The sequence below is a fragment of the Winogradskyella pelagia genome (assembly GCF_017581965.1).
GTDB lineage: Bacteria > Bacteroidota > Bacteroidia > Flavobacteriales > Flavobacteriaceae > Winogradskyella > Winogradskyella pelagia.
The window spans coordinates 77,792-103,716 of record NZ_JAGEVF010000007.1; the positions used below are offsets into that span (position 1 = coordinate 77,792).

Here is a 25,925-nt window from a genome sequence, read left to right on the forward strand (position 1 = left end):
CGCTTTTTTTATGCTTTGTTGGCCAGTTGACCGCAGGCAGCATCAATATCTTTACCCCTACTGCGCCTTACCGTTACCGTAATATGGTTGGCTTCTAGGACTGCTTGATACATGTCTATGGCCTTTGAGCTTGCTTGCTGAAACTCGCCATCGTCAATAGGATTGTATTCAATAAGGTTGACTTTACTCGGTGCAAATTTACAGAACTCCACAAGCGCGTCAACGTCTTTGCGCTTATCGTTAATTCCTTCCCAAACCACATACTCGTAAGTAATTCTATTCTTTGTTTTTTCATACCAATATTCTAATGCAGACCTCAACTCTTTTAAAGGGAAGGTAGCATTAAATGGCATAATGGACGTCCTGACCTCATCTATAGCAGAGTGTAGCGAGACTGCCAATTTAAACCTTACCCTGTCATCGGCAAGTTTTCTTATCATTTTAGGCACTCCAGATGTAGAAACCACTATCCGCTTTGGAGACATACCCAAACCCTCAGGTGATGTAATTTTATCAATAGCCTTTAAAACGTTATTGTAGTTCATAAGAGGCTCTCCCATGCCCATAAACACAATATTACTTAAAGGCCTATCGTAATACAAGCGACTTTCATTATCAATGGCCACAACCTGATCGTATATTTCATCTGGATTTAGATTACGCATTCGTTTTAAACGCGAAGTTGCACAGAACTTACAATCTAAACTACAGCCTACCTGTGAAGACACGCATGCCGTAGTGCGTGTAGAGGTTGGAATTAAAACAGACTCCACAATTAATCCATCATGTAATTGCACGGCATTTTTAATGGTTCCATCAGAGCTGCGCTGCATCTGATCAACTTTAATATGATTAATAACAAAATTCTCCTCTAACATAAATCTTGTTTCAAGGGATATATTTGTCATATCCTCAAAACTGTGAGCAGACTTTTTCCATAACCATTCGTAGACTTGGTTACCACGAAAGGCTTTATCGCCTTGTTCAACAAAAAATGTTCTTAATTGATTTTTTGTTAATGCTCTAATATCTTTTTTGGTACTAGCCATAGATGGCAAAATTAAGGATTATAAATCTTTACCTAAACAAAACAGCCTCCATAATAAGGAGGCTGTTAAGATATTGAAATTGTAATTTAAATTATCAACATGGCATCGCCATAGGAATAGAATCTATATTTTTCTTTTACTGCAACCTCATAAGCATGCTTTGCGAATTCATGACCAGCAAATGCAGAAATCATCATTAACAGCGTAGACTTGGGCGTATGAAAATTAGTAATCATACTATTGGCAATGCTAAATTCATAAGGTGGAAAAATAAATTTATTGGTCCATCCCTCATAAGGATTTAGCCTACCACTAGAAGACACAGAACTTTCAATGGTTCTCATTGAGGTCGTTCCAACAGCGCACACTCTCTTCTTATTTTCAATACCTTTATTTACGATATCTGCAGCTCTTTGGTCTATTGTTATCTCTTCACTATCCATCTTATGCTTAGATAAGTCTTCTACCTCAACCGGATTAAAAGTTCCCAACCCAACATGCAAAGTAACCTCCGCCATTTCAACACCTTTAATCTCCAATCTTTTAAGTAAGTGCTTTGAAAAGTGGAGTCCGGCAGTTGGTGCAGCTACAGCCCCTTCGTTTTTAGCGAAAATAGTTTGGTAACGATCTTCATCTTCTGGCTCAACATCGCGCTTAATATATTTTGGAAGTGGTGTCTCTCCAAGTTCTGTCAGTTTTCTCCTAAAATCAATGTAAGACCCATCATATAAGAAACGTAGTGTTCTTCCTCGAGACGTTGTATTGTCAATAACCTCAGCTACTAAAGTTTCGTCTTCACCGAAATATAATTTATTGCCAATTCTAATTTTACGCGCAGGATCTACAAGTACATCCCAGAGACGTTGATCTTGGTTCAATTCTCTTAATAAGAAGACCTCAATACGTGCTCCCGTCTTTTCTTTGTTGCCATACAAGCGTGCTGGAAAAACCTTGGTGTTGTTTAAAATCATCACATCACCTTCATCAAAATAATCGATGACATCCTTGAATAATTTGTGCTCAATGGTTTGTTTCTCTCTATCTAAAACCATTAGACGTGATTCATCCCTATGCTCTGCTGGATGTTCTGCTAATAACTCTGGTGGAAGATCGAAGTTAAAGTGTGATAATTTCATTTGCTCTTATTTTTTGAAGTGGCAAATATACAACCTCAAGCTAGGCCTTGTCAAGTAAATGAGGGGTTTATTTTAAATTGAAGCCAAGAGATTTCAAATCTTGCCAAAAATTTGGATAGGATTTACTCACCACATCAGAATCTTCGATGGTTATTGTAGTTTTGAGAGCTAAGGGTGCAAAAGCCATAGCCATACGATGATCATTATATGTTGCAATAGCTATATTTGGCTCAATCCGTTTAGAAGCCTTAAGTTTAAGACTGTTTTCAGTAACTTCGACATCTGCACCAAGTTTACCCAATTCCGTTTGCAAAGCTAAAAGACGATCTGTTTCCTTAATTTTTAAGGTATGTAGCCCTGTGAGATTTGCTTCTAAATGTAACCCAAATGCAGTAACCACAATGGTCTGGGCAATATCTGGCGCATGGCTTAAATCTAAGTTAATATTCGTTCTTTCGAGAACGTCCGTTGTTTTTCTTAGTTGAATTCCATTTTTAGTGTATTCTGTTTCAACTCCAAATTCTTCATAAATATGAGCCAATGCCGCATCGCCTTGTATGGAATTTGTTTTGTATGATTTTAAATGTAGTTCGGCACCAATTTCGCTAAGCGCAATTACACTGTAAAAATAAGAGGCTGATGACCAATCGGATTCTACTTCGATTGTTGTTTTTGGTGTAGGATGTTTTGCTGGTTTTATAGTTATAACTTTATTTTTAAAACTTGTTTCAACACCTATTTGACGAAGTAGACTAAGGGTCATTTTTATATAAGGTACAGAGGTGATTGTCCCTTTAAGCTCCAAAACCAAACCATTTTCTAAAACTGGTGCAATTAAAAGTAAGGCCGAAATGTACTGGCTACTTACATTGGCTTTAAGCTCTACACTACTATTGTTGAGTTGTTTTCCTTTTATCTTAAGTGGTGGAAAACCATTATTTTCTAGATAAGTGATATCAGCACCCAATGCTCTTAGCGCATCGACCAAAATCTTAATTGGACGTTCTTTCATTCTGCTAGAACCCGTAAGAACGACTTCTCTATTTTCTTGAACCGCAAAATAAGCCGTTAGAAATCGCATGGCCGTCCCTGCATGATGAATATCAATAAGCTCAGCGTTAGATGCTAAGGCCTTCTTCATCAAACTAGTATCATCTGAATTAGAAAGGTTCTTTATGTTAATATTAGAAAATAAAGCCTGAAGCAAAAGCGCTCTATTAGATTCACTCTTAGACCCGGTTATTTGAATGGCCTTGTTACCAAGTAGTTTAGATTTTTCTATATGCACATGCATCAGCGATCCCTTGTTTAGGCTGTAAAACTACTTTAATTTATCATTATTATGATGCCTATCGTGATCTCGTTTGGTCTTTTTCAACATTTTTTTGTCAAAAGCCTCTTGCAAATTTATACCTGTTTGATTAGCGAGGCAAAGTACTACAAATACTACATCTGCCAATTCTTCTCCAAGATCTTTATCTTTATCGGTTTCTTTTTCACTTTGCTCACCATAGCGTCGCGCTATAATCCTAGCCACCTCCCCAACTTCCTCTGTGAGCTGAGCCATATTGGTTAATTCATTAAAGTAACGAACACCGTGCTCTTTTATCCAATTATCTACCTCTTGCTGCGCGTTTTTTATTTTCATTATATTGTCTTTTTAGAATTCTTAATTGATATTTAGTACCAATCAACTATTCTCTATTCTTTGTATCAATTATAATTGTTACTGGACCGTCATTAATTAACTGCACCTTCATATCTGCACCAAACTCACCAGTTGAAATCTCCTTACTTAAGACATTGCTCAATCCTTTAGTGAATTTATGGTATAGCGGAATAGCTATTTCTGGTTTGGCTGCCTTAATGTAGCTTGGTCTATTTCCTTTTTTAGTGCTGGCGTGAAGTGTGAATTGACTAACTAAAAGTATATCTCCATCTATTTGAAGAACAGACTTATTCATTACACCATTATCATCTGGAAACACTCTTAAATTGGTGATTTTTTTGCACAACCATTCGATATCTTCAGTGGTATCTTCTTCTACAATGCCCAACAATATCAAAAGCCCTGTACCAATTTGTCCAACAATTTTATTGTCAATTACCACTGATGCTTGAGAAACCCTTTGAATCACAACTTTCATTCCGTGTCCCAATTATCGGTTCTGTAGTTTTCTTCCTCCCCTTCTAAAATCTGGAGATAACTTCTATATCTAGAATAGGAGACCTCATCATTATCCAAGGCCTCTTTTACGGCACATTTAGGCTCTTTGATATGCAAGCAGTTATTGAATTTACAATCTTGCTTTAATTTAAAAAACTCAGGAAAATAATCACCCACTTCTTCCTTTTCCATATCAACTACTCCAAAACCTTTAATCCCAGGTGTATCAATAATCTTGGCGTCGAAACTTAAATCGAACATTTCTGCAAATGTAGTGGTATGCTGCCCTTGAAGGTGCTGTTCTGAAATTTCCTTAGTCTTTAAGTCTAAAGAAGGCTCAATTGCATTGACCAATGTTGATTTACCAACACCTGAATGGCCTGCAAACATATTCACCTTGCCTTCCATAAGACTCTTCACCTTGTCAATGTTTTTCCCCGTAGCAGCCGAAATCTCAATTGTAGGGTACCCTATTTTATGATATACATTTTGCAAATATTTAATTTCCAATAGGTCTTCCTCACTATATAAATCAATTTTATTAAATAACAATACCGTATCTACTGAATATGCTTCTGCCGTAACCAAGAACCTATCGATAAAGCTTGTAAATGTTGGCGGATTGTTTAAGGTAATCAATAAAAATACCTGATCTATATTGGCAGCAATAATGTGGGTTTGTTTAGATAGTTTTACGGACTTTCTTATAATATAATTCTTTCGTTCTTCAATTCGTTTAATGACACCTGTCTCTGTGTTATTTTTAGTCTCTAAATCAAATTCTACCCTATCTCCAACTGCAATAGGATTGGTACTTTTAATTCCTTTTAACCTGAACTTTCCTTTAATCCTACACTCGTAGAACTTTCCGTTCAAGGTCTTGACCAAATACCAACTTCCTGTAGATTTATAAACAATTCCCGTCATTCCGTTTAATTACAACAGCAAAGAAACGACATTTAACAAAAAATCCCTATTTTCAATGGATAATCAAAAATCAAATACAATGAAGCAAAACTTTTTATTTATCGGTCTTTTTATCGCAGGGTTCCTGTCGTTTTCATTTATAAATTCTAATAAGCCAGTAACTGGTGTTGAATATCAGGTGGTGACGAGCGTAGAATCGATTATCCCAAATGGTCTTGGGCGTTCGCGGCTCATTTCTTCTAACGTGAAAAGAGATTATGATGAGTTTACCTCTGAACGCTCAAGTGATAAGGATGACGATAAAAGAAACAAATCTAAACGTGGTGATATACGCGTCAAAGACTTTGAAGAGACCAAGTTGCTCAACTTCTTCAATATCGGTGGCATTCGTTTTCAGAATATTGTAGCTAACGATGCTGTTATTACTTCAAAGATAAATGCCATGTCAGATGAAGGCTGGGAATTGGCATTTGTAACTAGTAGCACAGAGAGTGATGCAGGTAAAGGAGATGGTCAAGGAATTTTTGTAACGCGCTATCTTTTTAAACGCAATAAACAATAAAACAAAAAAGCCTCGAATTATCGAGGCTTTTTTTATTAGTGATTAATTATCTCTTCTTGATGATTTATGGACTCTTGGTGAATCGCCTTGAACATTCTTAGAATAAACTCTTCGCTTAGATTTTTTTCTTCCCCTTCTAAAATCATCTTACCTAAAATCTCATTCCATCGCTTAGACTGAAGAACAGCCACATTATGTGCCTTTTTTAAAGACCCAATATCGTCTGCAACTTTCATTCGTTTCCCTAAAATCTCTATTAATTGATGATCAATAACATCTATTTTAGTCCGTAGAGTGTTAATCTTATTGTTAAAAGCCGCATCGTCACCAGACTCCTTTCTTATTCTTAAGTCTTCTGTGTACTTAATTAAAGCATCTGGTGTAATCTGTTGTGCAGCATCACTCCATGCATTATCCGGATCGTAATGTGTTTCTATCATTAAGCCATCATAATTAAGATCTAGAGCGGTCTGACTTAAATCGAAAATAATGTCCCTACGTCCAGCAATATGAGAAGGGTCTAGTATTAATGGTAAATCTGGAAAACGATTTTGCAAATCAATGGCAATTTGCCACTCTGGATTATTTCTATATCTGGTTTTTTCATAGGTTGAAAAGCCTCTATGAATAACTCCAAGATTAGCAACATCAGCCTTATAAAAGCGTTCTACAGCACCTAGCCACAACGATAAATCTGGATTAACCGGATTTTTGATAAGTACTGGTTTATCTGTACCCTTTAATGCATCAGCAATATCCTGAACTATAAATGGACTTACCGTAGTCCTGGCACCAATCCATAGGATATCAACATCGTGTTTTAACGCTAATTCTACATGGTGTGGATTGGCCACCTCAGTTGTTATCTTCAATCCTGTTTCGGCCTTAGCTCTTTGCAACCATTTTAATCCTAAAGCACCAACTCCTTCAAAATTACCTGGACGTGTTCTTGGTTTCCAAATACCTGCTCTAAAGACTGTTGCATCGCTATTCTTTAATTGATGTGCAATCTTTAGCACTTGGTCTTCGGTCTCGGCACTACAGGGACCAGCAATGACCAAGGGATGATTTAAATTAAAGGCATCTAACCAGTTACGCAATTCTTTTTTATTTTCCATAATGCTATTTAATCTCTTTTTCTAATTTTTATTGTATTCCCTTTAAAATCTTTTTGATGTGATTTGTAGATTCCATTTCATTAAATACTGCGTCAAAATCATTTTCTTTTATTAAATTTTTAAAGTGCTCTAAGTTGCTAATATATTCCTCCAAAGTTTCTATAACATTGGTTTTATTTTGTCGAAAGATGGGTGTCCACATAGCAGGAGAGCTTTTGGCTAATCTCACTGTACTTTCAAATCCACTACCAGCCATATCAAAAATATCGCGTTCATTCTTTTCTTTTTCTATTACCGTTTTCCCAAGCATAAATGAACTAATATGCGATAAGTGCGATACGTAAGCAATGTGCTTGTCATGTGCTTTAGGATTCATGTAACGAATGCGCATACCCAAATCTTTAAACACGGTTAATGCTATTTCTTGAAGTTTAAAAGCCGTCTCTTCTACCTCACAAATAATATTAGTTTTGTTTTGAAAGAGACCTGCTACAGCAGCAGACGGCCCTGAAAACTCAGTCCCTGCAATAGGATGTGCCGCTAAAAAATTTCTCCGCTTTGGATGATCTTTAACGCTGAGACAAATATCTTCTTTGGTTGAACCTACATCAAATACGATGGTATCGTCTGAAATAGCATCTAAAATTAAAGGCAGTATTTCTAAAGTAGCATCGACAGGAATAGCCATTACAACAAGGTCTGCTTTATCCAAGAATTCAAACGTGGCTTTTTCATCGATAAGCCCTAATCTCACAGCTTCATCTAAATGTTGTTCATTTTTGTCAATACCATAAATAGTCAATGCCGCATACTTTTGCTTTAAATCCAACGCAAAACTTCCTCCTATCAATCCTATACCAACAATAACGACGTTTTTCATATGTCTTTAAATCCTAGCTAAGGCTTCATTAATATCATCCTCTGAGGCACAAAGTGAAAATCTCACATAGCCCTCTCCATTACTTCCAAAAACGGTTCCTGGAGCAATAAAAATGGAATGCTCCTTTAAAACGACATCCGTAAACTCCTCTGATTTTATATGCGGTGGTAATTTTGCCCAAACAAAAAGACCTGAAGTGTCTTTATCATACGTACAATTTAGTCCGTCGGCGAGTTTCCAAATCAATTCTCTTCGCTGTTGATATACACTATTTAAACTCACATACCACAAATCAGATGATTTTAAGGCTTCTATAGCACCTTTTTGGATACCATAGAACATCCCTGAATCCATATTACTCTTTACCTTTAAAACAGCATTGACATAATCATAATTACCAACAAGCATGCCAACACGCCAGCCTGCCATATTGAAGGTTTTGCTTAAGGAGTTCAATTCTAAACAGACATCCTTAGCATTTTTATAACGCATAATACTAATTGGTCTATTGTTTAAAATAAAACTGTAAGGATTGTCATTAACAATTAAAATGTTGTGACGCTTTCCAAAAGCAATGACCTCATCATAAAACTTATTTGAAGCATTTGCCCCCGTGGGCATGTGCGGATAACTAACCCACATAATTTTCACCTTACTCAAATCCATTCGCTCGAGCGCGATAAAATCTGGCTCCCATTGATTCTCCTCCAACAAATCATAGAATACTGGCTCTGCTTCAAGTAATTTTGTAACAGCTGAATAGGTTGGATATCCGGGATTTGGGATGAGCACTTCGTCTCCTGTATTTAAGAAGGCCATTGAAATATGCATTATCCCTTCTTTGCTTCCCAAAAGCGGTAAAATTTCTGTTTGTGAGCTTAGATTGACCCTGTAGTGCTTTTTATAGAAATTGGCTATTTCTTCTCTAAACTCCGGAATACCTTGATAGCTTTGATACCTATGTGCTCCATCATCAATTAAGCTGTCTTGAAGTAGCATCGTAGCCTTAAAAGGTGGCGCTAAATCAGGACTTCCAACACCTAAGTTAATAATAGGTTTGCCCTGGGACTTTAAAAACGCAACTTCCCTTAATTTTTTGGAGAAGTAGTATTCTTCAACTGATTTTAATCTGTTTGCTACATCAATCATAGTCTTGCATTTTTATATTCACCCAAAACCTTAAACTGCTCTGCCATAATCATTAAAATTGATTTTGCTTTTAGGTAATCTTCTGTATTATCAAAAGTTACATCTACAAAGAAAGCATACTTCCAAGGCACATCAATGATTGGGATGGATTGTATTTTCGTTAGATTCAATTTACAATCGCTCATCACATTGAGCATAGTTGCCAAACTGCCACGTTTATGGCCTAATACAAATTTTAACGAGGCTTTATCCATGGTCCTTGCATTACCAATATTTCCTTTTCGTTTTACAATTGCAAAGCGTGTCTCGTTATGCTTTATAGACTGAATACTGTAACCTAAAATCTCAAGGTTAAACAACTCTGCCGCACGTTGGCTAGCTATTGCAGCAATCCCTTTTAAATTTTGGTCTCTTATATCCTTGGCAATTGCCGCAGTATCCTTGGCTTCAACCAGTTTAATATGAGGAAACCTCTTTAAAAACGTTTTGCATTGTAATAATGCCATAGGATGAGATTGAACTTCAATAATATCTTTAATAGATTGGTCTGGTAATGCCATTAAATGATGCTGAATATCTAAATAATATTCGCCGCTAATTTCTAAATCATTAGAATCAATCAATGCATAATTAGGAATAATAAACCCTGCGATAGAATTCTCAAGAGCTATAATGCTATAATCAGAAGTTCCATTAATTAGACTATCTACAGTACTATCAAAAGACATACATTCCAAAACAGATTGATTAGAATTAAAATACTCCTTTGCCACCTGATAATGAAATGATCCTTTTATTCCTTGTATTGCCACTGGTTTACCCATAACAAAAAGGTCTCGATTATCTCGAGACCTTATAAATTTATTTTAAATAAAACATACTAAGCCTCGTTTCTTTTGGTAAAAAAGAAATAAAACCAGCTGTAATATGATTTATCGTTAAACATTATTAACACTAATATGCGGCTAATGTAGTTAATAATCTGTAAAAACAAAACTCTATAATTTAATTTTTGCGAGGTGTGTATCAGCAATTGATTATTTTTACAAAAACTAATAAAGCATATGTCTATTCAAGTTAAGGATATAACCAAATTATATGATAATCAAAAGGCATTAGACCAAGTATCCTTTGCTATTAATACTGCTGAAGTGGTTGGATTTCTTGGGCCTAACGGTGCAGGAAAATCTACCATGATGAAAATATTAACCTCATATCTAGAGCCAACAAAAGGGCAGGCATTAGTTAACGGTTTTAATACAGCAAATTCAAAAAAAGATGTACAAAAGAGTGTTGGATACCTTCCTGAGCACAATCCGCTTTATTTAGATATGTTTGTTAAGGAATATTTATCATTCAATGCTCAAATTCATAAAATCTCAAAAGAAAGAATCAATGAAGTCATTGATTTAACAGGCTTAAGTCCAGAAAGTCACAAAAAAATCGGGCAATTATCAAAAGGCTATAGACAACGCGTTGGATTAGCTGCAGCTATGCTTCATAATCCTGAAGTTTTAATTTTAGATGAACCTACAACGGGTTTAGACCCTAACCAATTAATAGATATAAGACAGCTAATAAAATCTATAGGTAAGAAGAAAACGGTGTTTCTATCTACACACATTATGCAAGAGGTAGAAGCCATGTGCGATAGGGTAATTATAATAAACAAGGGAAAAGTAGTTGCCGACAAATATTTAAATGACCTACGTGATGGCGACACACAAATTGTAGTAGCGGAATTTGATTATCGGGTAGAGGATACCTTTTTGCTCAAGCTACCAAACGTTACAACCGTTAAAAACACACGAGATTTCGTTTATGAGATTACATTCTCTAGCTCCAAAGATATGCGTCCTTCTGTTTTTGATTTTGCGCACGATAATGAACTAAAAATTCTTCAGCTTTACCAAAAAAATGTAAGTCTTGAAACCCTTTTTAGAGATCTGACTAGTTAAAAATGAGTTGACCTGTGTAAATTTGATTAATATCAACTAAAGGTGGTACTGAAACAGAAATGAGATTTCCTGTGCCACGTAATTCACCAGTTAGTGATTGTTGAGGGTTAACAATCATATCATTACTTCCCCTATGTGAAACATTAATATTTTTCGCAAAAAGGTTGGCACCTTCAAACCGACCTGAACCCGAGAAAAAGCCAATATCAATGTTTTCTGCTTCTCCATCTAAATAAAAGAATGCAATATTATTGGATATAATAGTTACATTTTCAGAGTCTAGTGTGAGTCTAAAATCTCCAACAGTAAATGCAGATTCTTCATTAGCATCTTCGGAAATCAACGTCACATCTTGAAAATTCAGGACACCATCGGACTTTATTTCGTACTGTGTAGACGACCGTATCTCGGTTAAATTAGGAGTTTCAACCCTTATCTTTGTTATCCCGTAATCTCTAACAAAATTACAGGTATTATAATCAGTAAGGATTAGCCTATCTCCAATAACTTCTGCATTGACATCATTAATGAGGTTTTTTCCTGTTTCAATAATTACCTTATAATCTAAAGACTCACTTATAATAAGCTCAATATCTCTATTGACCACAACTCTATTGAATGGGCCTAAATTTAATTCCTCAGTTACCGTTGACCCTGATGTTTGAAAACAATCTAAGGCATTCCTAGAATCACAAGACCAGAGAAGACAAATAGTAAAACTGACAACAAAAATCCACTTACAAGTATATAATCTCCTTCTTATCATAATCTAATTCCAATACCAAATTCAACAGCCTCGGCCTTGGCACCATGAGATTTTAGGGTAACCGCTCCAAAAATCTTTTTACCAAAATAACGTTTAAGTCCTATCCGAAAGTATACTTTACCTTCAAAATCAAAAGGGTAATACACGTAATATCCCAGTTGACCTACAATAGACATTTTATTAACAAATAGTTCGTGTCCAACAAATAAACCTACCCGCTTATAATCCTCATCTCCGCTTACATTCTCTTCAGGGAACGCGACAGATTTATAATAAATCAGCTCCTTTAAAAAGTTTGAGAAAAAGACATCCACACCAAATTGAACAGCACTTACATGGCTCAAGCGCTTATCTGCGTAGGCAGAAAAAATATAAAAAGGGAACTGTCCACTTCCTATGACGTCACTTTCGTTAATTCCTGTTCTAAATGCTAAATTATATCTAATAGGCTCACTAAATTTAGTGCTATCAGCTTTCTTTTTATAAACCTTATCTTCTTCTTGAAAGTTATAATTAAGGCCTAAATTTATGGCTACAGTATTTACACTAGTATTTGGAGCCTTTACATTGGCATTGGAGTAATGAATCAATGACAAACCCGCTTGAAAGCCAAAAGGCCCTACTAATCGTTCTTTCTTATAATTGAACATAAGATAAGTTGAACTTAGGAAATCGGACCCAAATGCCACGTTTTTAGGGTTGTCAATTTTATCGTAAGAATTAGTTGTGTAAGCAATACCTTGACCAATTCGTAACATTAGCCTTCGCTTAAAAAAATAAAAATTAAAATGTGCGTAAAGAGCTAAATTTTCGCCCAACCTACTATCCTTAAAATCTTGGTATGAAAATGAAAAACCATAATCTGGATAATTATAGCGTTTGTGCCAGTCTTCCTCTCCAAATGTCTTACGGTTCCAACCAAGAATGAAGCCTTCCGGCCTGCCTGAAATTAAATGTAAAATATCACTGTTATGAAGAGCTATGTTACCTTTAAAATAAGAAATATCTGTGTAGGAATGAAGTGCTTGGTCGTCTTGGGCTTTCAAAATAAGAAATCCCAAAACCATGATAATACAAGATAGGTGTCGTTTCATTAAAGTATTGTCGATGGCAAAAATAACAGAATTCATAAACTGAAGCACCAAATTGGTTATTTAATGCTTTTGCTATCCTAACAAAATCATAATTCTATTCTGTGTTATGGTCGATTCTAACAAAATGTCTATTTTTGTGCTCATTAAAATTAGAGGAAAGATTTGATCTGATTGCAACCTCTGAAGTGGGCTATGCCAACGGAAACAAAAATGCTAAAGCAGTTTAAATCACTTCTCTAGCAGGTTGCAATAGCCATCAGGTGTTTTTCTTAGTAATACTATAATATTTATGTCATATTTATTTACTTCAGAAAGTGTTTCTGAAGGACATCCGGATAAAGTTGCAGACCAAATAAGCGATGCTTTAATTGATAATTTTTTAGCATTCGATCAAAACTCCAAGGTGGCTTGCGAAACTTTAGTTACAACCGGACAAGTCATTCTAGCTGGTGAGGTAAAGTCCACAACTTATCTCGATGTACAAAAAATAGCAAGAGATACCATAAATAACATAGGCTATACTAAAGGCGAGTATATGTTTGATAGTCATTCTTGTGGTGTTCTCTCTGCAATTCACGAGCAGTCCGAAGACATCAATCGTGGTGTGGATCGTGCCTCAAAAGACGATCAGGGTGCTGGCGATCAGGGCATGATGTTTGGCTATGCCACCAATGAAACTAATAACTACATGCCTTTGGCATTGGATATTTCCCATTTAATTCTTAAAGAATTAGCTGCATTAAGACGCGAAAACAAGGATATCACCTATTTACGTCCAGATTCAAAAAGTCAAGTAACTATTGAATACAGTGATGATAACACGCCTCAACGTATTGACGCCATAGTTATTTCTACCCAACATGATGAGTTTGATGAAGAAGTTGTGATGTTAGAAAAAATAAGGGAGGACATCAAAACGATTCTTATACCAAGAGTAATAGAAAAAGTACCTGATCATATTAAACCTTTATTTACTGAGCATATTAAGTATCATATTAACCCAACCGGTAAATTTGTTATTGGCGGACCTCATGGTGATACCGGATTAACAGGCCGTAAGATTATAGTTGACACCTATGGTGGTAAAGGTGCCCATGGTGGTGGTGCATTTTCGGGTAAAGATCCAAGTAAGGTCGATCGCAGTGCCGCTTATGCTACAAGGCATATTGCTAAAAATTTAGTAGCTGCAGGTTTGTGTGATGAAGTTCTAGTACAAGTTTCTTACGCCATAGGTGTTGTAGAACCTATGGGTATTTTTATTGACACTTACGGCACCTGTCCTTTTAATTTAACCGATGGTGAAATTGCCAAAAAGGTTTCTGAACTATTTGATATGAGACCTGCAGCTATAGAAGAACGCTTAAACCTGCGTCAGCCGATGTATAGCGAAACGGCGGCATATGGTCATATGGGCCGCAACAATGAGGTTGTAACAAAAACCTTTGAGCAACCCAATGGTGAGTCCATAACCCTAGATGTTGAACTTTTCACTTGGGAAAAGTTAGATTATGTAGATAAGGTTAAAACAGCCTTTGGTATTTAATATTGAATAATAAACCCTTTCAAAACGAAAGGCTTTGTTTTTTAATCCTTCATACCATCTCTTTGCGGAGATCTTGGTGTTGGCCAAGTACGTTGTTCTCCTGTTCTTGGATTTATTGGGAGCACTATTTTCTCCCTAGAACTTTTCTCTGGGTCTTCGGACGCCATGTACGCCAATATAGCTGTAAGAATGGCGTTACTTCTCACATCATCAAAAACAATTTTATCGTAGGTATCTCTGTTGGTATGCCAGGTATAATTCCAGTAAGACCAGTTAAGTGCGCTTAAATTAAATGCAGGCGCACCTTTGGCTAAAAAAGACGCGTAATCTGAACCTCCTCCACCTGGCAGACCGGGAAAATCAGTTTCAATGTGCGTTTTAATATCTTGAGGTACTGGGTATAACCATCTTGAAATATAGTCGTATGAATTAAGGAAACCACCTCCAGAAATACGTACAACCCGCCCTGTACCATTGTCTTGATTAAACAATGCCTGTAACCCATCCACAACTTCAGGATGATCCTCAACAAATGATCTAGAGCCATTTAATCCCTGTTCTTCACTTCCCCATAAACCTACAATAATCGTACGTTTTGGATTTGGGTAGAATTTTTTAAGTAATCGCATTGCCTCCATCATAACTAATGATCCTGTTCCGTTATCCGTAGCTCCGGTTGCACCATCCCAAGAATCGAAATGTGCGGATAAAACAATGTATTCATCTGGCTTTTCGGTACCCTTAAGTTCTGCAATAGTATTAAATGTTGGTACTCTTCCTAATTCTTTAGATTCAGCCACAATTTTAACAACAGGTTTATTACCATATTCCGCAAGACGATAAAGCATGGTATAATCTTCTAATTCCACATCTACGGTAGGAATAGCCTTTGTTCGTGCACTAAAAATTTTATTAACCCCAAAACCACGCGACCAATTACAAGAAATAATACCAGCGGCTCCTGCTTCCTCTAAGGCAGCAATAATGGTTCTACTATTGTAGCCTGTGTTTCTAATATTTTGGCGCCATTGCTTAGTTTGCTCATCACGGTCACTTTTCATTTTTTCAAAGGACTCTTCAGTAGCAAACTCCTCCCAATTATAGTCTGGACGCCCTGTTGGCTGTTTCATAGAGACCATTACCAATTTACCTTTAACCGTTGGCAACCACTTTTGAAAACCCATAGAATCTAAAATCTTATTAGGCATCACAACTACTTCTGCCTTAACTCCTTTTGACCCTGTACTTGGGTTCCATGCTAGTTGCATACCTTGCAAACTTTGTACCCTCGGCTCAAGCATATCTATATGTGTTATACCGCGTTCCCAGCCGCGCCATTCGCCCCACCTCTCATTTTTGGCATCAACGCCCCAAGATTGAAAAGTGCCAACAGCCCAATCATGCGCTTGCTTCATTTGCGGTGTTCCTACTAACCGCGGCCCTATTACATCTAACATTTCATGAGCCAAACGTTCTAACTGAGAATTGTCATTAGCTTCTTTTACAATAGCATCAATAACCTCTTGTGAATTTTGTGCTTGACCCTGAAGTGCTATTAGACCTATGGCGAACCCAAATAAAATGTATAGTTTTTTCATGTTATGGTGTTTTGACTTCAATATACAAATTTGCCTACAGAAACATTAAAAAAAGGCCTCTTCAGTTGAAGAGGCCTTATTATGGTATTAAGGAACATTTTATAATGTATAAACTACCCTTAAAGTTATGAACCTAGGCTGAATAAAGGTTTCACGTAAACTTAATGAAATATTACCAGCATTGGTATTAATTCGAGATTGGGTGTTCAACAAATTGGTTGCTCTAATCTCATACTCCCATTTTGCCTGACGCTCTTTCCTGTAAGATAATGTGGCATTCCAGATATCAAAGGTGTTAACATTTGTCCCATCATCTACACTATTATAACTATAGTCGGTTCTAAAGGTGACTTTATTCCAGATATAAGCATCAAAAACCACATTGGGCGCGTTTGTGATAATTTTGTTACTATTGGTTCCCTGATCGACATCCTGTACAGAATAACTATACCTTACATTAATATTTGGTGCCTCTCTAAAATTAGTACGTATTCCCGGACGATAAGTTTGGGTGTAGGACTCGTTTGTAGATTGATTGCCTCCAATTATTTGATTAAATTTTGAATAGTTGAAGTTGGCCTGAAATTCAGCTCTAACTTTACCAAAAGTACGCTGATAGCGCCCAAAAGCTGTTAAGGTTTCATCCGCAAATGGAGAATTAAAAACCGTGGAACTTCTAATAACACTTTCAAAATCGACAATATTTCTAATTTGATCTTCTCGCTTACTATAACTAATATTAGCTATGATATTTGTAAAATTGAACAAATTAAAGTTTCTGTAGAAAAGCGATACGTTTTGGCTCAATCCATTTTCTATATCTGGATTACCCACAAATAAGCTATTAAAATTATTTAAGACCAAGCCTTGAGCTAAATTAGTAACATCAGTAAACTGATTTTGCATATTATATCTAAACGTAAGACTTTCACTATTCTTAATATCCCACCGAATATCAACGTCTGGTAAAATACGATAAAAGTCTTCACCAAATTCTTGCCCGTTTTGAAAGTTGTTATTTCCATAGGCGTGAAAAGAAACGGCAGGCCTAAAGGTAAAATCACCAACTTTAGCCGTATAACGTACTCCTGCATAAACATCACTAAAGCTATAGCGCACATCATTTGTAGCGCCTGCGCTACCGATTGGAGTTGGATCAAACTCCGATCTATCGTCTAAAAATTGGAATATTCTTGAATCAAAATCCTGACGGCTAAAAATGGTTCCCAAGAATAGGTTTAAATTACTCTTTGTATTTAAAACATTGTAGTAATCTAACTTCCCATCAAACTGATTGGTCTTTATTCTTCGATCTTGAACAATATCAAAATTCTGTTGATTTAAATCTAAACCAATATCGTCTGCCGTGTTCTCATAAGTATCCTTATCCTCAATAACAGCATTATAAAAGGGGTCTTCATCCTGAAACAAATGCTGTGCTTCAAATGCCAAGATGTTCTTTTCATTAAGCGTTAAGTAATAATTAATATTTTGATTGATACTAAACGGATCATTTTCGTCTAGCTGCGTGTTTGCTCCTAATACAGAGGATAAAAATCGTTGACTTTGCTCTTCTTTGGTGTAGCTTCCTAAAATATCATAATCTAATTGATTATTCACATTTGGAATATATCGCGTACTTAATTTTAGTAACCCTGAATCTGTTACTTGATCTGCATCTTGTGAGGTTGTTTCATTTGGTATCCCTAATTCTGGATCTGTGTAAGTAATATCATTTCTCTGACGAGTATCGACATTAGCCCTATTATAAATCGCAAACCCACTAAAATCTAATTCATCCTTTGGGGAATAACTAAAATTACCTGCTAAAAGTTTAGACTCTATACGCTCAACTTGATTTCTGTTGGTGTTTAAAAAATTAGCCGTCGATGTCCCTAAATTTAGATTTGTTCCGCTACCACTACTTGCAGCCCTAAAGCCTCCACCAAAATTTCGTAAATCCCTACCGTTTAGTGTAGGCTCTCCAATATTGTTAACATCACCAATAATATTGACACTATATTTTGGATTGTAATAAAACAACTTTGGTTGTGCAACATATAGCGCTTCATCGGTTGAGGCTCCAGCACCTACTCTAACATCTCCAAACCAAAAGTTGGTCTTTCCTTCCTTAAGTTTAATATTTATGGCAACATTATCTTGATTATTTCTTACACCACTCAACTGTCTGTTCTCTGAATAATTTTTTAAGACTTGTATTTTGTCTACGACATTAGACGGGATATTCTTGGTCGCAATTTGTGTATCACCATCAAAGAAATCTTTACCATCAACCATGACTTTTTGTACGCGTTGACCCTCCACCTCTATACCACCATCTTCGGTAATTTCAACACCTGGTAATTTTTCTAAAACGTCCTCTAATTTTCGTTCTGTACCATTTTTAAAGGAGTCTGCATTATATATTAAGGTATCTCCTTTGATCTGAACCGGCATTTCATAGGTTAACTCTACGGCATCTAAGGCATCATCAATCTTCATGGTAAAGTCTTTTTTGATGTCCGCTTCTTTGGTTATAATCTCTTCTTGAATGGATTTAAATCCAATCGCGGTAATCTGTAACTTGAATTTAGAATTTTTTGCTAAGGATAATTTATAATAACCCTTTGTGTCTGTTATACTGTAAGACTCCAAGCCTCCACTTTCTGGGTCAATGGCTATAACATTTGTTAACTCAAGAGGTGTGCCAATGCTATCTTTAATTATACCACTCATAGTGACTTGAGCAAATGACAAACTAGTAACGCATAGTAGCGCTACAAACAAAAAGTGTTTCATAGTGTGCTTAGATATAGTTTGAAGTAATAACAGAAAATACGGCTATATTAGCTACGTCTTCTCCTGCCACGATTGTTTCTAAATTCCTGCATTTTAGAAATGATGGTTTCTTTATACTCCTTTTTTGTAATTTCTTTTCCTTTAGAAGGAGCTTCTATTTTAACCTTCTCCTCAGGATTTAATGTAATTTTTGAACAAAGCATAGTTGTAGTCCCTGCACTTACCTCAAGTATAAGTCCTGGCAATCCCCAATACTCTAGAGGACCATGACTCACTGGTATTTGCGGCGAATACCAAGCCTCTACAGTTGTCATCGGAATCTCTTGTTTTGGTTCTTCTCCTATGGCCTTCAATGAATCAGCTATTTTCTGATTTCTTTCCATGTCTCTAATTTCGTTCCAACTGAACGTGTACCAGGTTAATTCTTTTGTAGGAATAATGGCTGTAGCCTTAAAACACATATAATTTCCTATCTGTTTAGACTCTTTGCCCATTGTCCATTGAATTGGCTGCAGTTTGTCTTTAACTAAGAACTGTTTACCGTAAAATTCCTGATCCTGAATTTGAGTATTTGATTTAACGTTCTTGTAGCTTTCGCCCGCAGAGAAATTTTTCCCCCAAGAGTTTGTTGCACCAGACATAGCATCCAATTTATCCTCTTCATAAAATAAAGACTCTTCTTTGTTAAAGTTGAGCACAAAAGTCTTCTCTAATTGACTTTTCATCCGCTCTTTAATTTGTTTTTTCTGGGCTTCACTAAATCGAGCGCCCCAACGTCCAAGATCCATAGTTGTCTTAGAGAAGTATACAGCCTGTCCTTGAAATTCTTGTACAGGTGGTTTATGAAGTGAAAATACAGTAAGGGTAAGTACTAAAATACTGATTTTAAGTAATAATGGTTTCATAGGAATTACAGGTTTAGCTTTAATGATGTCTAACAAATGTATTTAATGTTTAAACAAAAAACATTTCTTTATTATAACATTAACACTCTCAACAATCAGTTAAATCAACTAACAACTCTTAGACTTAAAGTTTTTCTATACGTTTAATCCTAATTAGTTAATAAAACCTTAAAGTTTTAACCGCCTATTCTAATCTGTATGGTCTCGCCACTTTCTCTCCCTGTAGGTCTATATCTTTCTTGAAATTCTCTTAGCTTCTTCTCCCTGATTTCATCAAACTCAGCTTTACTCACTTCTTTACCTTTTGATGGTTTCTTTATGCTTATATCATTTTCTGGATTTAAAACTATTTGGCTACAAATAATTTGTTGTTCGCCGTCATTAATCTCGAGAATTAATCCAGGTAAGCCTTGAAACTGACTTGGCCCATTATTAATAGGTATCTGAGGTGTATACCAGGCCGTAACCGTTCTAGTTCGTGTCTCTGTCTTTGGTTCTGAGTCTTCATCATCATTACCGTTTCCAAAACTACTCGTCGTAACTTCAACATCTTCTTTAAAAGTGGCCTTATAACAGGTGAATTTACCTATGTTCTTTGTGTCCTTCTCTAGTTGCCACTGATAGGTCTCTAGACTATCTTTTATTAGAAATATCTTACCGAATAATTCATTTTGATTGATAAAAAAACCGGCCTTAGTATTCTTATAAAGAACATCAGAACCACCTCCACCACCGAACGCTTTAATTTGAATGCCATCTACAGAAATTCCAGAACCAGGCGTTGCCAGACTTACATCCTCCTTATAAACAGACTCTTCTCTATTGAAGGACAGTAAAAATGTTTTCTCAAACTGCTTTTTTAGCATTTCTTGCATCTTCTTTTGCATGTCAGGCGCTAAACTTGTATTGGTACTATCAATTTTTAAATCAACTTTTCGCTTTGTCTTGTACGTTGCGACTCCTTGAAAATCTTGAGCATTAGCAGTAGAAAATACTGCCGTCAATACCAAAACTACTATTCTTATAACTGTTGCCATTTGATTGATGATTTTTAGTTATTTATTTTGATAATATTTAATTGCCGCCTTTTTTATGGCTTCTACCCGCTTAATAAAAATAGTCTCTTCACCTGAGGACCCTTCAACTTTGTAGGACATATTAGATTTTTGTCCATTTGACATTGGTTTGCCGTTACATACCAATTTAAAGGATACTGCTTTATCATCACCTGATAGTTCAAACATTTCCCTTACATCATCTAGGGTAAATGTAGACTCCAACTCCTCAAGTGAATCCACTGTAACCGTAACATCAACGCGCTCCACCCTTGTCTCTTTTCTAATTTCTATATCCTCTAAAGATTTAGATTGACTGAATCCCAAAACTCCTAACACTAAGGTTAAAGGTAAAATTAAATTTTTCATGATTTCTAATACTTTTAATGATTAATACCCTACAAATATCATCACAGATTTTGTTCTAATGCGTTAACCAGTGTTAACGTGTGTTAACCGATTAGTATTACTTTGGTATTTACCCATACATTTGACATATGAATGACAAACGTTATCAATATATCCTATATGTAATTGTCACGGTGATTATCGCAACTATTACCATACAGGCGTATTGGAATTACAAAAACTACCTCACTAACAAGCAACAGCTTAAAACTGACGTACAAGTAAGCTTAGATAAAGCTGTTGACGACTACTATGCAAGGCTTGCCGAAAAATCTACTTTCGGTATTTTCTTAGATGGCGACCAACAAAAAAATGCCCTCGCAGAAGGGAGTGAAGTAGAGCGATTATTAATGCAGATAGATAGTGTAGATGAAAATAAAAAGCAATTTGTGTTCAATGATTCCTTCGGGATTAATAATATAAAAGGCATAACGGTTCTCAAAGGCAAGGCAGTAGATTCAATGGAGAATTTCCTAAAACAGGACAATAGCCCCAATGTCTCACAAGGTTTATTTAAATATCGACTAGACAGTATCAAGGAAGCTAATGATAGTTTGAACATGAAGAATATTGAGTTCTTGACTTCAAAAATAGTAGTATCTATCACTAATGATAGTCTCAATGTAGCCGAAGTTGATAGTTTGCTCAAAAAGGAGTTTCAACGAAAAGAAATAGGGATTAAAAGCCAACTTAAGTTTTTTAAATCTAGCGTATTTAGACAAGTGGCTAAGATAAAAGACTCGCTGCAAAACAAAAACTCAGTTGAAAAGGAATACGAACTCAATGCCATTTCAGAGTCAACATTTTTACCAAAAGGAAGTATCCTCGAATTGGAATACAGTAATGAAACCTTAACGGTGTTAAAGCGAAGCCTTAGTGGTATTCTAATTTCTATCGTACTTGTCCTAGCAGTTATTAGTTGTCTATTTTATTTATTGAAAATCATCAAAAATCAGAAGCAGCTGGCAGAAGTTAAGAATGACCTCATAAGCAACATTACACACGAGTTTAAAACACCTATTGCCACCATTGGTGTAGCCTTAGAGAGCATTAATAATTTTAACGGTATTGACGATAAAGAGAAAACAAAAAAATACCTCGATATGTCGTCTGAGCAATTAGGCAAACTGAATATCATGGTTGAGAAACTTCTGGAAACAGCAACCCTTGACAGTGATAAACTAAAACTTCAACTAGAAACGGTCAATGTCGTTGACATCATTGAAGATGTATTCAATCGCTATGAGGTTCAGTTTCCAAAAAAAGAATTTCGGTTGAGTTTGAAAGCTAAAAGCATACGAGCTTCGGTTGATGTTTTTCATTTCGAAAATGCCATCAATAACCTTTTTGATAATGCCGTTAAATATGGTGGTCCTGAAATTTTCGTTGATGTTCTTCCTAAATCAAACCATCTTGAAATCCTTATTTCTGATAATGGAAAAAATCTCTCAAAAGCAGACAAAGAACGGATTTTTGAAAAATTCTATCGTGTGCCAAAAGGCAATAGGCATGACGTAAAAGGATTTGGTATTGGGTTGTTTTATACCAAAACGATTATAGAAAAACTCGGAGGAACTATAACTGTTGAAATCAATAATGCTTTGACCACTTTTAAAATTACGCTACCAAATGGCTGATACCATAAAATTACTTTTAGCAGAGGACGAGGCGGCTTTAGGCCTTATTATAAAAGAAAGTTTAGAGACAAGAGACTTCGATGTTGTTTTATGCGAAGATGGTGTAAAAGCGCTTGAAAAATATCAAACCGAATCACCAGATGTCTTGGTTTTGGATGTAATGATGCCAAAAAAAGATGGTTTTACATTAGCAAAAGAAATACGCGCTGTTGATGATACTATTCCCATTATTTTCTTAACTGCAAAATCCCAAACTACAGATGTTGTAGAAGGGTTCTCAATTGGAGGTAATGATTATCTAAAAAAGCCGTTTAGTATGGAAGAGCTTATAGTACGTGTACATAACTTGCTACATCGTTCTAAGCTTCAAAAGCAAACAGAGGTTATATCACTTGGTGATTTCACATTTGATTTTCCGAAACAAATTCTATCGTATAAAAATGAAAATACAGTTCAACTCACCCATAGGGAAGCCCACTTACTCTTTCATCTTATAAAAAACAAAAACAGGGTATTAGACCGTTCCCTTATTCTAAATAAACTTTGGGGCACTGATGATTTCTTTTCTGCTAGAAGTATGGACGTTTTTATCACCAAGCTAAGGAAGAAACTCAAACAAGATTCTCGCATTCAGATTATCAATGTGCGTGGTTATGGATACAAACTGACTCTATAATAAGTATATACTAAAACATATTAATATGGTGTTATAGAATGGTACATTTTTTTGTACTTTTCCATTTCTAATGCGCAAGATTTTTTATTTTTTTCTATGTCTCGGGTGTTTGTTAAATGCCCAAATTAAACCTAAAGCAATTTTTAAGGATTCCATAAAAATTGACGCCAAATCTATATTTGGAGTAGATACGTTTGGCACCTTTTACTACACCACTGAGGATAATACCTTTTACAAAAAAACAAAAGACACTATTGTTACCTACACCAACTTTCAACTTAATGAAATAACGAGTGCCAATGCCTTTAATCCGTTAAAAATTAATTTGTTTTATCAAGACTTCAACACCGCCATTATTTTAGATAACAGATTGGCAGAAATTTTTAAAATTGATTTTAACACCTTAATTCCCTATAAAAATGTATCCTATGTTTCCAATGGCTTTGATAATACCCTTTGGATTTTTAATCAAGATTTACAGCAACTTGAGCTCTATGACTTCATCACCAATAAAATACGATTAAAAACAGTCCCTGTACAATCTCAAATACTAGATTTAAAAAGTGATTACAATTACTGTTATATGTTAACAGAGAAGTACCTTTATATCTACAATTACTTTGGAAGTTTGGTTGCAAAGCATACCAATGACGGCTTTAAAAATATGGCCTTTAGCAAGGCGCACTTAATACTAAACAAAGGAAATAAGCTTTATATCTTACCTAAAAATGGTTCAGAGATAAAGGCTATTGAACACCCTAATTTGTTAATAAAACAGTTTTTGGTAACGAATGAAACCTTGTATATTTACAACGACGGAACTCTCAGTCGCTATCAACTAAAATTACAATAGATTATGCATATTGCTGTGGCAGGAAATATCGGTGCTGGTAAAACAACACTGACTAAATTATTAGCAAAACATTACAAATGGGAAGCCCAGCTAGAAGATGTTGTAGACAATCCATATTTAGATGATTTTTACAACCAAATGGAACGCTGGAGTTTTAATCTACAAGTTTATTTTTTAAACAGTCGATTTAGACAGATTAAACAAATTAGAAATAGTGGTAAGGATATAATCCAAGATAGAACCATTTACGAAGACGCCCATATTTTTGCACCAAACCTTCATGCAATGGGACTTATGACAAATCGAGATTTTGAGAATTATTCCTCCTTATTCGAACTCATGGAGTCCTTTGTTAAAGGGCCGGATTTATTAATCTATTTAAGAAGTACTATTCCCAATTTAGTTTCACAAATACACAAGCGCGGTCGTGATTATGAAAATTCTATAAGCATTGATTATTTAAGTCGATTGAATGAGCGCTATGAAGCCTGGATACACGGTTACGATAAAGGTAATCTTCTCATTATTAATGTTGACGAATTGGACTTTGTTGATAATCCTGAAGATTTAGGTGGTATTATAAATAAGATTGATGCAGAGATTAATGGCTTATTCTAAGCAATAAATCCATGACTTTTAGCATGGCTAAAAGCCTCCTCACTTTTTTCCACGATTTGTACTGGGACTTCTTTGTAATCTGAAAATAGGTTGACCATTCTATTCATCTTCTTGTTATGCTCAACAGACCTTAGGTAAATAGCATTTATTCTGTTAGGAAACTCTTTAACCACATCCAGATAAATATAAGCATCCTTCTCTCCACAATCTCCAATAAGAATAAAATTTAGAAGCGGATAGGTTTTTAAAATATTGTAAATCTCATGATACTTATGCACCAATTCCGTTCTGGGTGTTCTATCAAATGGTGTTCTAAAATCTCGCAGCAAAACAGGTCCTTTTGGAAATTTATTCTGCCTTAAAAAGACATCTAAATACCTGTAGAGATTCCATGGGCTATTACTAACATAAAAAATAGGATTAGCTTCATTGAGCGTTTTTCCTTTGTGTAATACTGAATAAAACTCCGAAGCACCTTCTAGCGCTTTGCGTTTTTGTGGTGTTTTCAAAAATGTATTAACCGCTACACGCCATTTTAAGGGCGAGGCCACACCTGTCTGAAGTATGGTGTCATCAATATCGCTAATAACCCCAAATGCAGCGTTTTCCGGAGGTATAAGCATTGCTCCAGTAAATTTATTTTCTTGTTGGATATGTCTGCGTTGTGATTCTGTGTCAAAACTAACTTCATAATTAAACCAACCCTCATCATCCGTTGATAGCTTTAAATCTTTTAAAGTTTGATCTATTAAAAAGTAACCCTCTTTGTCTGTATTGCAGTAAACGGTTTCATCTGCATTTAACTTAAAACGAATAGGCGTTCCTCTTATTTCGTCGGTTTCAAAACGCTTCCATGAATTCACAACAACACTCCACCAGTTCTTATCGCCCAAGTCAATGTCCTCATCTTCAATGGCCCTTCCCCTTAAGTACAAATGTTGTTGAGTACCATAGGTAGAAAATGGAATAATTTGTAATGGATCTTTTCTTAACATTAATAATAAATGAAAATAACTATAGGTAAAAA

Annotated in this window: 25 protein-coding genes; 7 read left to right on the top strand and 18 right to left on the bottom strand. The window is 35.6% G+C overall.

Features of this window, described 5'->3' with window-relative positions; translation table 11 throughout:
• Positions 1-8 precede the first annotated feature (8 nt).
• The 6 genes from rlmN to rsgA all read right to left on the bottom strand — a co-directional run bounded on the left by rlmN (position 9) and on the right by rsgA (position 5,279).
• A complete protein-coding gene (rlmN, locus tag J4050_RS09885; RefSeq protein ID WP_208154420.1) occupies positions 9-1,049 on the bottom strand; it encodes a dual-specificity RNA methyltransferase RlmN in 1,041 nt (346 codons plus the stop codon).
• An 86-nt stretch (positions 1,050-1,135) separates the two neighbouring features.
• The gene (gene queA, locus J4050_RS09890; protein ID WP_208154421.1) at positions 1,136-2,185 is read right to left on the bottom strand and encodes a tRNA preQ1(34) S-adenosylmethionine ribosyltransferase-isomerase QueA; all 1,050 of its coding nucleotides are present in this window, start codon (positions 2,183-2,185) and stop codon (positions 1,136-1,138) included.
• Between the two features lie 67 nt (positions 2,186-2,252).
• Complete coding sequence (aroA, locus tag J4050_RS09895; protein ID WP_208154422.1) at positions 2,253-3,479, bottom strand: 3-phosphoshikimate 1-carboxyvinyltransferase; 1,227 nt, start codon at positions 3,477-3,479, stop codon at positions 2,253-2,255.
• Between the two features lie 27 nt (positions 3,480-3,506).
• Complete coding sequence (locus tag J4050_RS09900; RefSeq protein ID WP_208154423.1) at positions 3,507-3,833, bottom strand: nucleotide pyrophosphohydrolase; 327 nt, start codon at positions 3,831-3,833, stop codon at positions 3,507-3,509.
• Between the two features lie 46 nt (positions 3,834-3,879).
• Positions 3,880-4,332 carry a D-aminoacyl-tRNA deacylase gene (gene dtd / locus J4050_RS09905; protein WP_208154424.1) on the bottom strand — a complete coding sequence of 151 codons (453 nt, stop codon included), beginning with the start codon at positions 4,330-4,332 and terminating at the stop codon, positions 3,880-3,882.
• Positions 4,329-5,279: a ribosome small subunit-dependent GTPase A gene (gene rsgA, locus J4050_RS09910; RefSeq protein ID WP_208154425.1), complete on the bottom strand. Its 951-nt coding sequence runs from the start codon at positions 5,277-5,279 to the stop codon at positions 4,329-4,331. Before rsgA ends, dtd begins: the two co-directional genes overlap by 4 nt.
• 79 nt (positions 5,280-5,358) lie before the next feature.
• Here rsgA and J4050_RS09915 point away from each other — a divergent pair, with 79 nt between their 5' ends.
• A complete protein-coding gene (locus J4050_RS09915; protein WP_208154426.1) occupies positions 5,359-5,841 on the top strand; it encodes a hypothetical protein in 483 nt (160 codons plus the stop codon).
• Between the two features lie 35 nt (positions 5,842-5,876).
• Here J4050_RS09915 and J4050_RS09920 read toward each other — a convergent pair whose 3' ends face one another.
• The 4 genes from J4050_RS09920 to J4050_RS09935 are packed head-to-tail and all read right to left on the bottom strand — an operon-like array spanning position 5,877 to position 9,812.
• The gene (locus tag J4050_RS09920; RefSeq protein ID WP_208154427.1) at positions 5,877-6,959 is read right to left on the bottom strand and encodes a bifunctional 3-deoxy-7-phosphoheptulonate synthase/chorismate mutase type II; all 1,083 of its coding nucleotides are present in this window, start codon (positions 6,957-6,959) and stop codon (positions 5,877-5,879) included.
• Positions 6,960-6,987: 28 nt separating this feature from the next.
• The gene (locus J4050_RS09925; protein ID WP_208154428.1) at positions 6,988-7,839 is read right to left on the bottom strand and encodes a prephenate dehydrogenase; all 852 of its coding nucleotides are present in this window, start codon (positions 7,837-7,839) and stop codon (positions 6,988-6,990) included.
• Between the two features lie 6 nt (positions 7,840-7,845).
• Positions 7,846-8,988, bottom strand: a complete 1,143-nt coding sequence (locus J4050_RS09930) for a pyridoxal phosphate-dependent aminotransferase (protein WP_208154429.1) — start codon at positions 8,986-8,988, stop codon at positions 7,846-7,848.
• Positions 8,985-9,812 carry a prephenate dehydratase gene (locus J4050_RS09935; protein ID WP_208154430.1) on the bottom strand — a complete coding sequence of 276 codons (828 nt, stop codon included), beginning with the start codon at positions 9,810-9,812 and terminating at the stop codon, positions 8,985-8,987. The genes J4050_RS09930 and J4050_RS09935 overlap by 4 nt, the downstream gene beginning before the upstream one ends.
• Positions 9,813-10,052: 240 nt before the next feature.
• Here J4050_RS09935 and gldA point away from each other — a divergent pair, with 240 nt between their 5' ends.
• Complete coding sequence (gene gldA, locus J4050_RS09940; RefSeq protein WP_208154431.1) at positions 10,053-10,946, top strand: gliding motility-associated ABC transporter ATP-binding subunit GldA; 894 nt, start codon at positions 10,053-10,055, stop codon at positions 10,944-10,946.
• On the opposite strand, the gene J4050_RS09945 is transcribed toward gldA, so the two are convergent.
• Entirely contained in the window at positions 10,939-11,712 is a 774-nt protein-coding gene (locus J4050_RS09945; RefSeq protein WP_208154432.1) for a head GIN domain-containing protein, read from the bottom strand. The two genes, gldA and J4050_RS09945, sit on opposite strands and share 8 nt — an antisense overlap.
• Positions 11,709-12,806 carry an acyloxyacyl hydrolase gene (locus J4050_RS09950; protein ID WP_208154433.1) on the bottom strand — a complete coding sequence of 366 codons (1,098 nt, stop codon included), beginning with the start codon at positions 12,804-12,806 and terminating at the stop codon, positions 11,709-11,711. The genes J4050_RS09945 and J4050_RS09950 overlap by 4 nt, the downstream gene beginning before the upstream one ends.
• A gap of 289 nt (positions 12,807-13,095) precedes the next feature.
• Between J4050_RS09950 and metK the strand changes: the two genes are divergently transcribed.
• A complete protein-coding gene (metK, locus tag J4050_RS09955; protein WP_208154434.1) occupies positions 13,096-14,349 on the top strand; it encodes a methionine adenosyltransferase in 1,254 nt (417 codons plus the stop codon).
• A gap of 41 nt (positions 14,350-14,390) precedes the next feature.
• Here the strand turns inward: metK and J4050_RS09960 are convergent, their stop codons facing one another.
• The 5 genes from J4050_RS09960 to J4050_RS09980 form a co-directional block, all read right to left on the bottom strand.
• Complete coding sequence (locus J4050_RS09960) at positions 14,391-15,947, bottom strand: M20/M25/M40 family metallo-hydrolase (RefSeq protein WP_208154435.1); 1,557 nt, start codon at positions 15,945-15,947, stop codon at positions 14,391-14,393.
• 99 nt (positions 15,948-16,046) lie between these two features.
• Entirely contained in the window at positions 16,047-18,746 is a 2,700-nt protein-coding gene (locus J4050_RS09965; RefSeq protein WP_208154436.1) for a TonB-dependent receptor, read from the bottom strand.
• Positions 18,747-18,793: 47 nt separating this feature from the next.
• On the bottom strand, positions 18,794-19,651 hold the full coding sequence (locus tag J4050_RS09970) for a GLPGLI family protein (RefSeq protein WP_208154437.1): 858 nt from the start codon (positions 19,649-19,651) through the stop codon (positions 18,794-18,796).
• Positions 19,652-19,827: 176 nt separating this feature from the next.
• Positions 19,828-20,688, bottom strand: coding sequence for a GLPGLI family protein (locus J4050_RS09975; RefSeq protein ID WP_208154438.1), 861 nt, complete (start codon positions 20,686-20,688; stop codon positions 19,828-19,830).
• Between the two features lie 18 nt (positions 20,689-20,706).
• Positions 20,707-21,075, bottom strand: a complete 369-nt coding sequence (locus tag J4050_RS09980) for a hypothetical protein (protein ID WP_208154439.1) — start codon at positions 21,073-21,075, stop codon at positions 20,707-20,709.
• Positions 21,076-21,203: 128 nt separating this feature from the next.
• Here J4050_RS09980 and J4050_RS09985 point away from each other — a divergent pair, with 128 nt between their 5' ends.
• From J4050_RS09985 to J4050_RS10000, 4 genes are all read left to right on the top strand, one after another.
• Positions 21,204-22,751, top strand: coding sequence for a sensor histidine kinase (locus J4050_RS09985; protein WP_208154440.1), 1,548 nt, complete (start codon positions 21,204-21,206; stop codon positions 22,749-22,751).
• Positions 22,744-23,427, top strand: a complete 684-nt coding sequence (locus J4050_RS09990) for a response regulator transcription factor (RefSeq protein WP_208154441.1) — start codon at positions 22,744-22,746, stop codon at positions 23,425-23,427. The genes J4050_RS09985 and J4050_RS09990 overlap by 8 nt, the downstream gene beginning before the upstream one ends.
• Positions 23,428-23,497: 70 nt before the next feature.
• Positions 23,498-24,280 (top strand): hypothetical protein, encoded by a 783-nt coding sequence (locus J4050_RS09995; RefSeq protein ID WP_208154442.1) that lies wholly within the window; start codon positions 23,498-23,500, stop codon positions 24,278-24,280.
• A 3-nt stretch (positions 24,281-24,283) separates the two neighbouring features.
• On the top strand, positions 24,284-24,898 hold the full coding sequence (locus J4050_RS10000) for a deoxynucleoside kinase (RefSeq protein ID WP_208154443.1): 615 nt from the start codon (positions 24,284-24,286) through the stop codon (positions 24,896-24,898).
• Here J4050_RS10000 and J4050_RS10005 read toward each other — a convergent pair.
• On the bottom strand, positions 24,895-25,893 hold the full coding sequence (locus J4050_RS10005) for an App1 family protein phosphatidate phosphatase (RefSeq protein ID WP_208154444.1): 999 nt from the start codon (positions 25,891-25,893) through the stop codon (positions 24,895-24,897). The genes J4050_RS10000 and J4050_RS10005 overlap by 4 nt on opposite strands.
• Between the last annotated feature and the right edge of the window lie 32 nt (positions 25,894-25,925).

Excerpts from the sequence above, each read along its gene's own strand:
- J4050_RS09925 (WP_208154428.1), bottom strand. The coding sequence starts at position 7,839 with ATGAAAAACGTCGTTATTGTTGGTATAGGATTGATAGGAGGAAGTTTT.
- metK (WP_208154434.1), top strand. The coding sequence starts at position 13,096 with ATGTCATATTTATTTACTTCAGAAAGTGTTTCTGAAGGACATCCGGAT.
- J4050_RS09960 (WP_208154435.1), bottom strand. The coding sequence starts at position 15,947 with ATGAAAAAACTATACATTTTATTTGGGTTCGCCATAGGTCTAATAGCA.
- J4050_RS09995 (WP_208154442.1), top strand. The coding sequence starts at position 23,498 with ATGCGCAAGATTTTTTATTTTTTTCTATGTCTCGGGTGTTTGTTAAAT.
- J4050_RS09990 (WP_208154441.1), top strand. The coding sequence starts at position 22,744 with ATGGCTGATACCATAAAATTACTTTTAGCAGAGGACGAGGCGGCTTTA.
- J4050_RS09900 (WP_208154423.1), bottom strand. The coding sequence starts at position 3,833 with ATGAAAATAAAAAACGCGCAGCAAGAGGTAGATAATTGGATAAAAGAG.
- aroA (WP_208154422.1), bottom strand. The coding sequence starts at position 3,479 with ATGCATGTGCATATAGAAAAATCTAAACTACTTGGTAACAAGGCCATT.
- J4050_RS09975 (WP_208154438.1), bottom strand. The coding sequence starts at position 20,688 with ATGGCAACAGTTATAAGAATAGTAGTTTTGGTATTGACGGCAGTATTT.
- queA (WP_208154421.1), bottom strand. The coding sequence starts at position 2,185 with ATGAAATTATCACACTTTAACTTCGATCTTCCACCAGAGTTATTAGCA.
- rlmN (WP_208154420.1), bottom strand. The coding sequence starts at position 1,049 with ATGGCTAGTACCAAAAAAGATATTAGAGCATTAACAAAAAATCAATTA.
- J4050_RS09920 (WP_208154427.1), bottom strand. The coding sequence starts at position 6,959 with ATGGAAAATAAAAAAGAATTGCGTAACTGGTTAGATGCCTTTAATTTA.
- gldA (WP_208154431.1), top strand. The coding sequence starts at position 10,053 with ATGTCTATTCAAGTTAAGGATATAACCAAATTATATGATAATCAAAAG.
- dtd (WP_208154424.1), bottom strand. The coding sequence starts at position 4,332 with ATGAAAGTTGTGATTCAAAGGGTTTCTCAAGCATCAGTGGTAATTGAC.
- J4050_RS09980 (WP_208154439.1), bottom strand. The coding sequence starts at position 21,075 with ATGAAAAATTTAATTTTACCTTTAACCTTAGTGTTAGGAGTTTTGGGA.
- rsgA (WP_208154425.1), bottom strand. The coding sequence starts at position 5,279 with ATGACGGGAATTGTTTATAAATCTACAGGAAGTTGGTATTTGGTCAAG.
- J4050_RS09935 (WP_208154430.1), bottom strand. The coding sequence starts at position 9,812 with ATGGGTAAACCAGTGGCAATACAAGGAATAAAAGGATCATTTCATTAT.
- J4050_RS09950 (WP_208154433.1), bottom strand. The coding sequence starts at position 12,806 with ATGAAACGACACCTATCTTGTATTATCATGGTTTTGGGATTTCTTATT.
- J4050_RS10000 (WP_208154443.1), top strand. The coding sequence starts at position 24,284 with ATGCATATTGCTGTGGCAGGAAATATCGGTGCTGGTAAAACAACACTG.
- J4050_RS09970 (WP_208154437.1), bottom strand. The coding sequence starts at position 19,651 with ATGAAACCATTATTACTTAAAATCAGTATTTTAGTACTTACCCTTACT.
- J4050_RS09915 (WP_208154426.1), top strand. The coding sequence starts at position 5,359 with ATGAAGCAAAACTTTTTATTTATCGGTCTTTTTATCGCAGGGTTCCTG.
- J4050_RS09930 (WP_208154429.1), bottom strand. The coding sequence starts at position 8,988 with ATGATTGATGTAGCAAACAGATTAAAATCAGTTGAAGAATACTACTTC.
- J4050_RS09945 (WP_208154432.1), bottom strand. The coding sequence starts at position 11,712 with ATGATAAGAAGGAGATTATATACTTGTAAGTGGATTTTTGTTGTCAGT.
- J4050_RS09965 (WP_208154436.1), bottom strand. The coding sequence starts at position 18,746 with ATGAAACACTTTTTGTTTGTAGCGCTACTATGCGTTACTAGTTTGTCA.
- J4050_RS10005 (WP_208154444.1), bottom strand. The coding sequence starts at position 25,893 with ATGTTAAGAAAAGATCCATTACAAATTATTCCATTTTCTACCTATGGT.
- J4050_RS09985 (WP_208154440.1), top strand. The coding sequence starts at position 21,204 with ATGAATGACAAACGTTATCAATATATCCTATATGTAATTGTCACGGTG.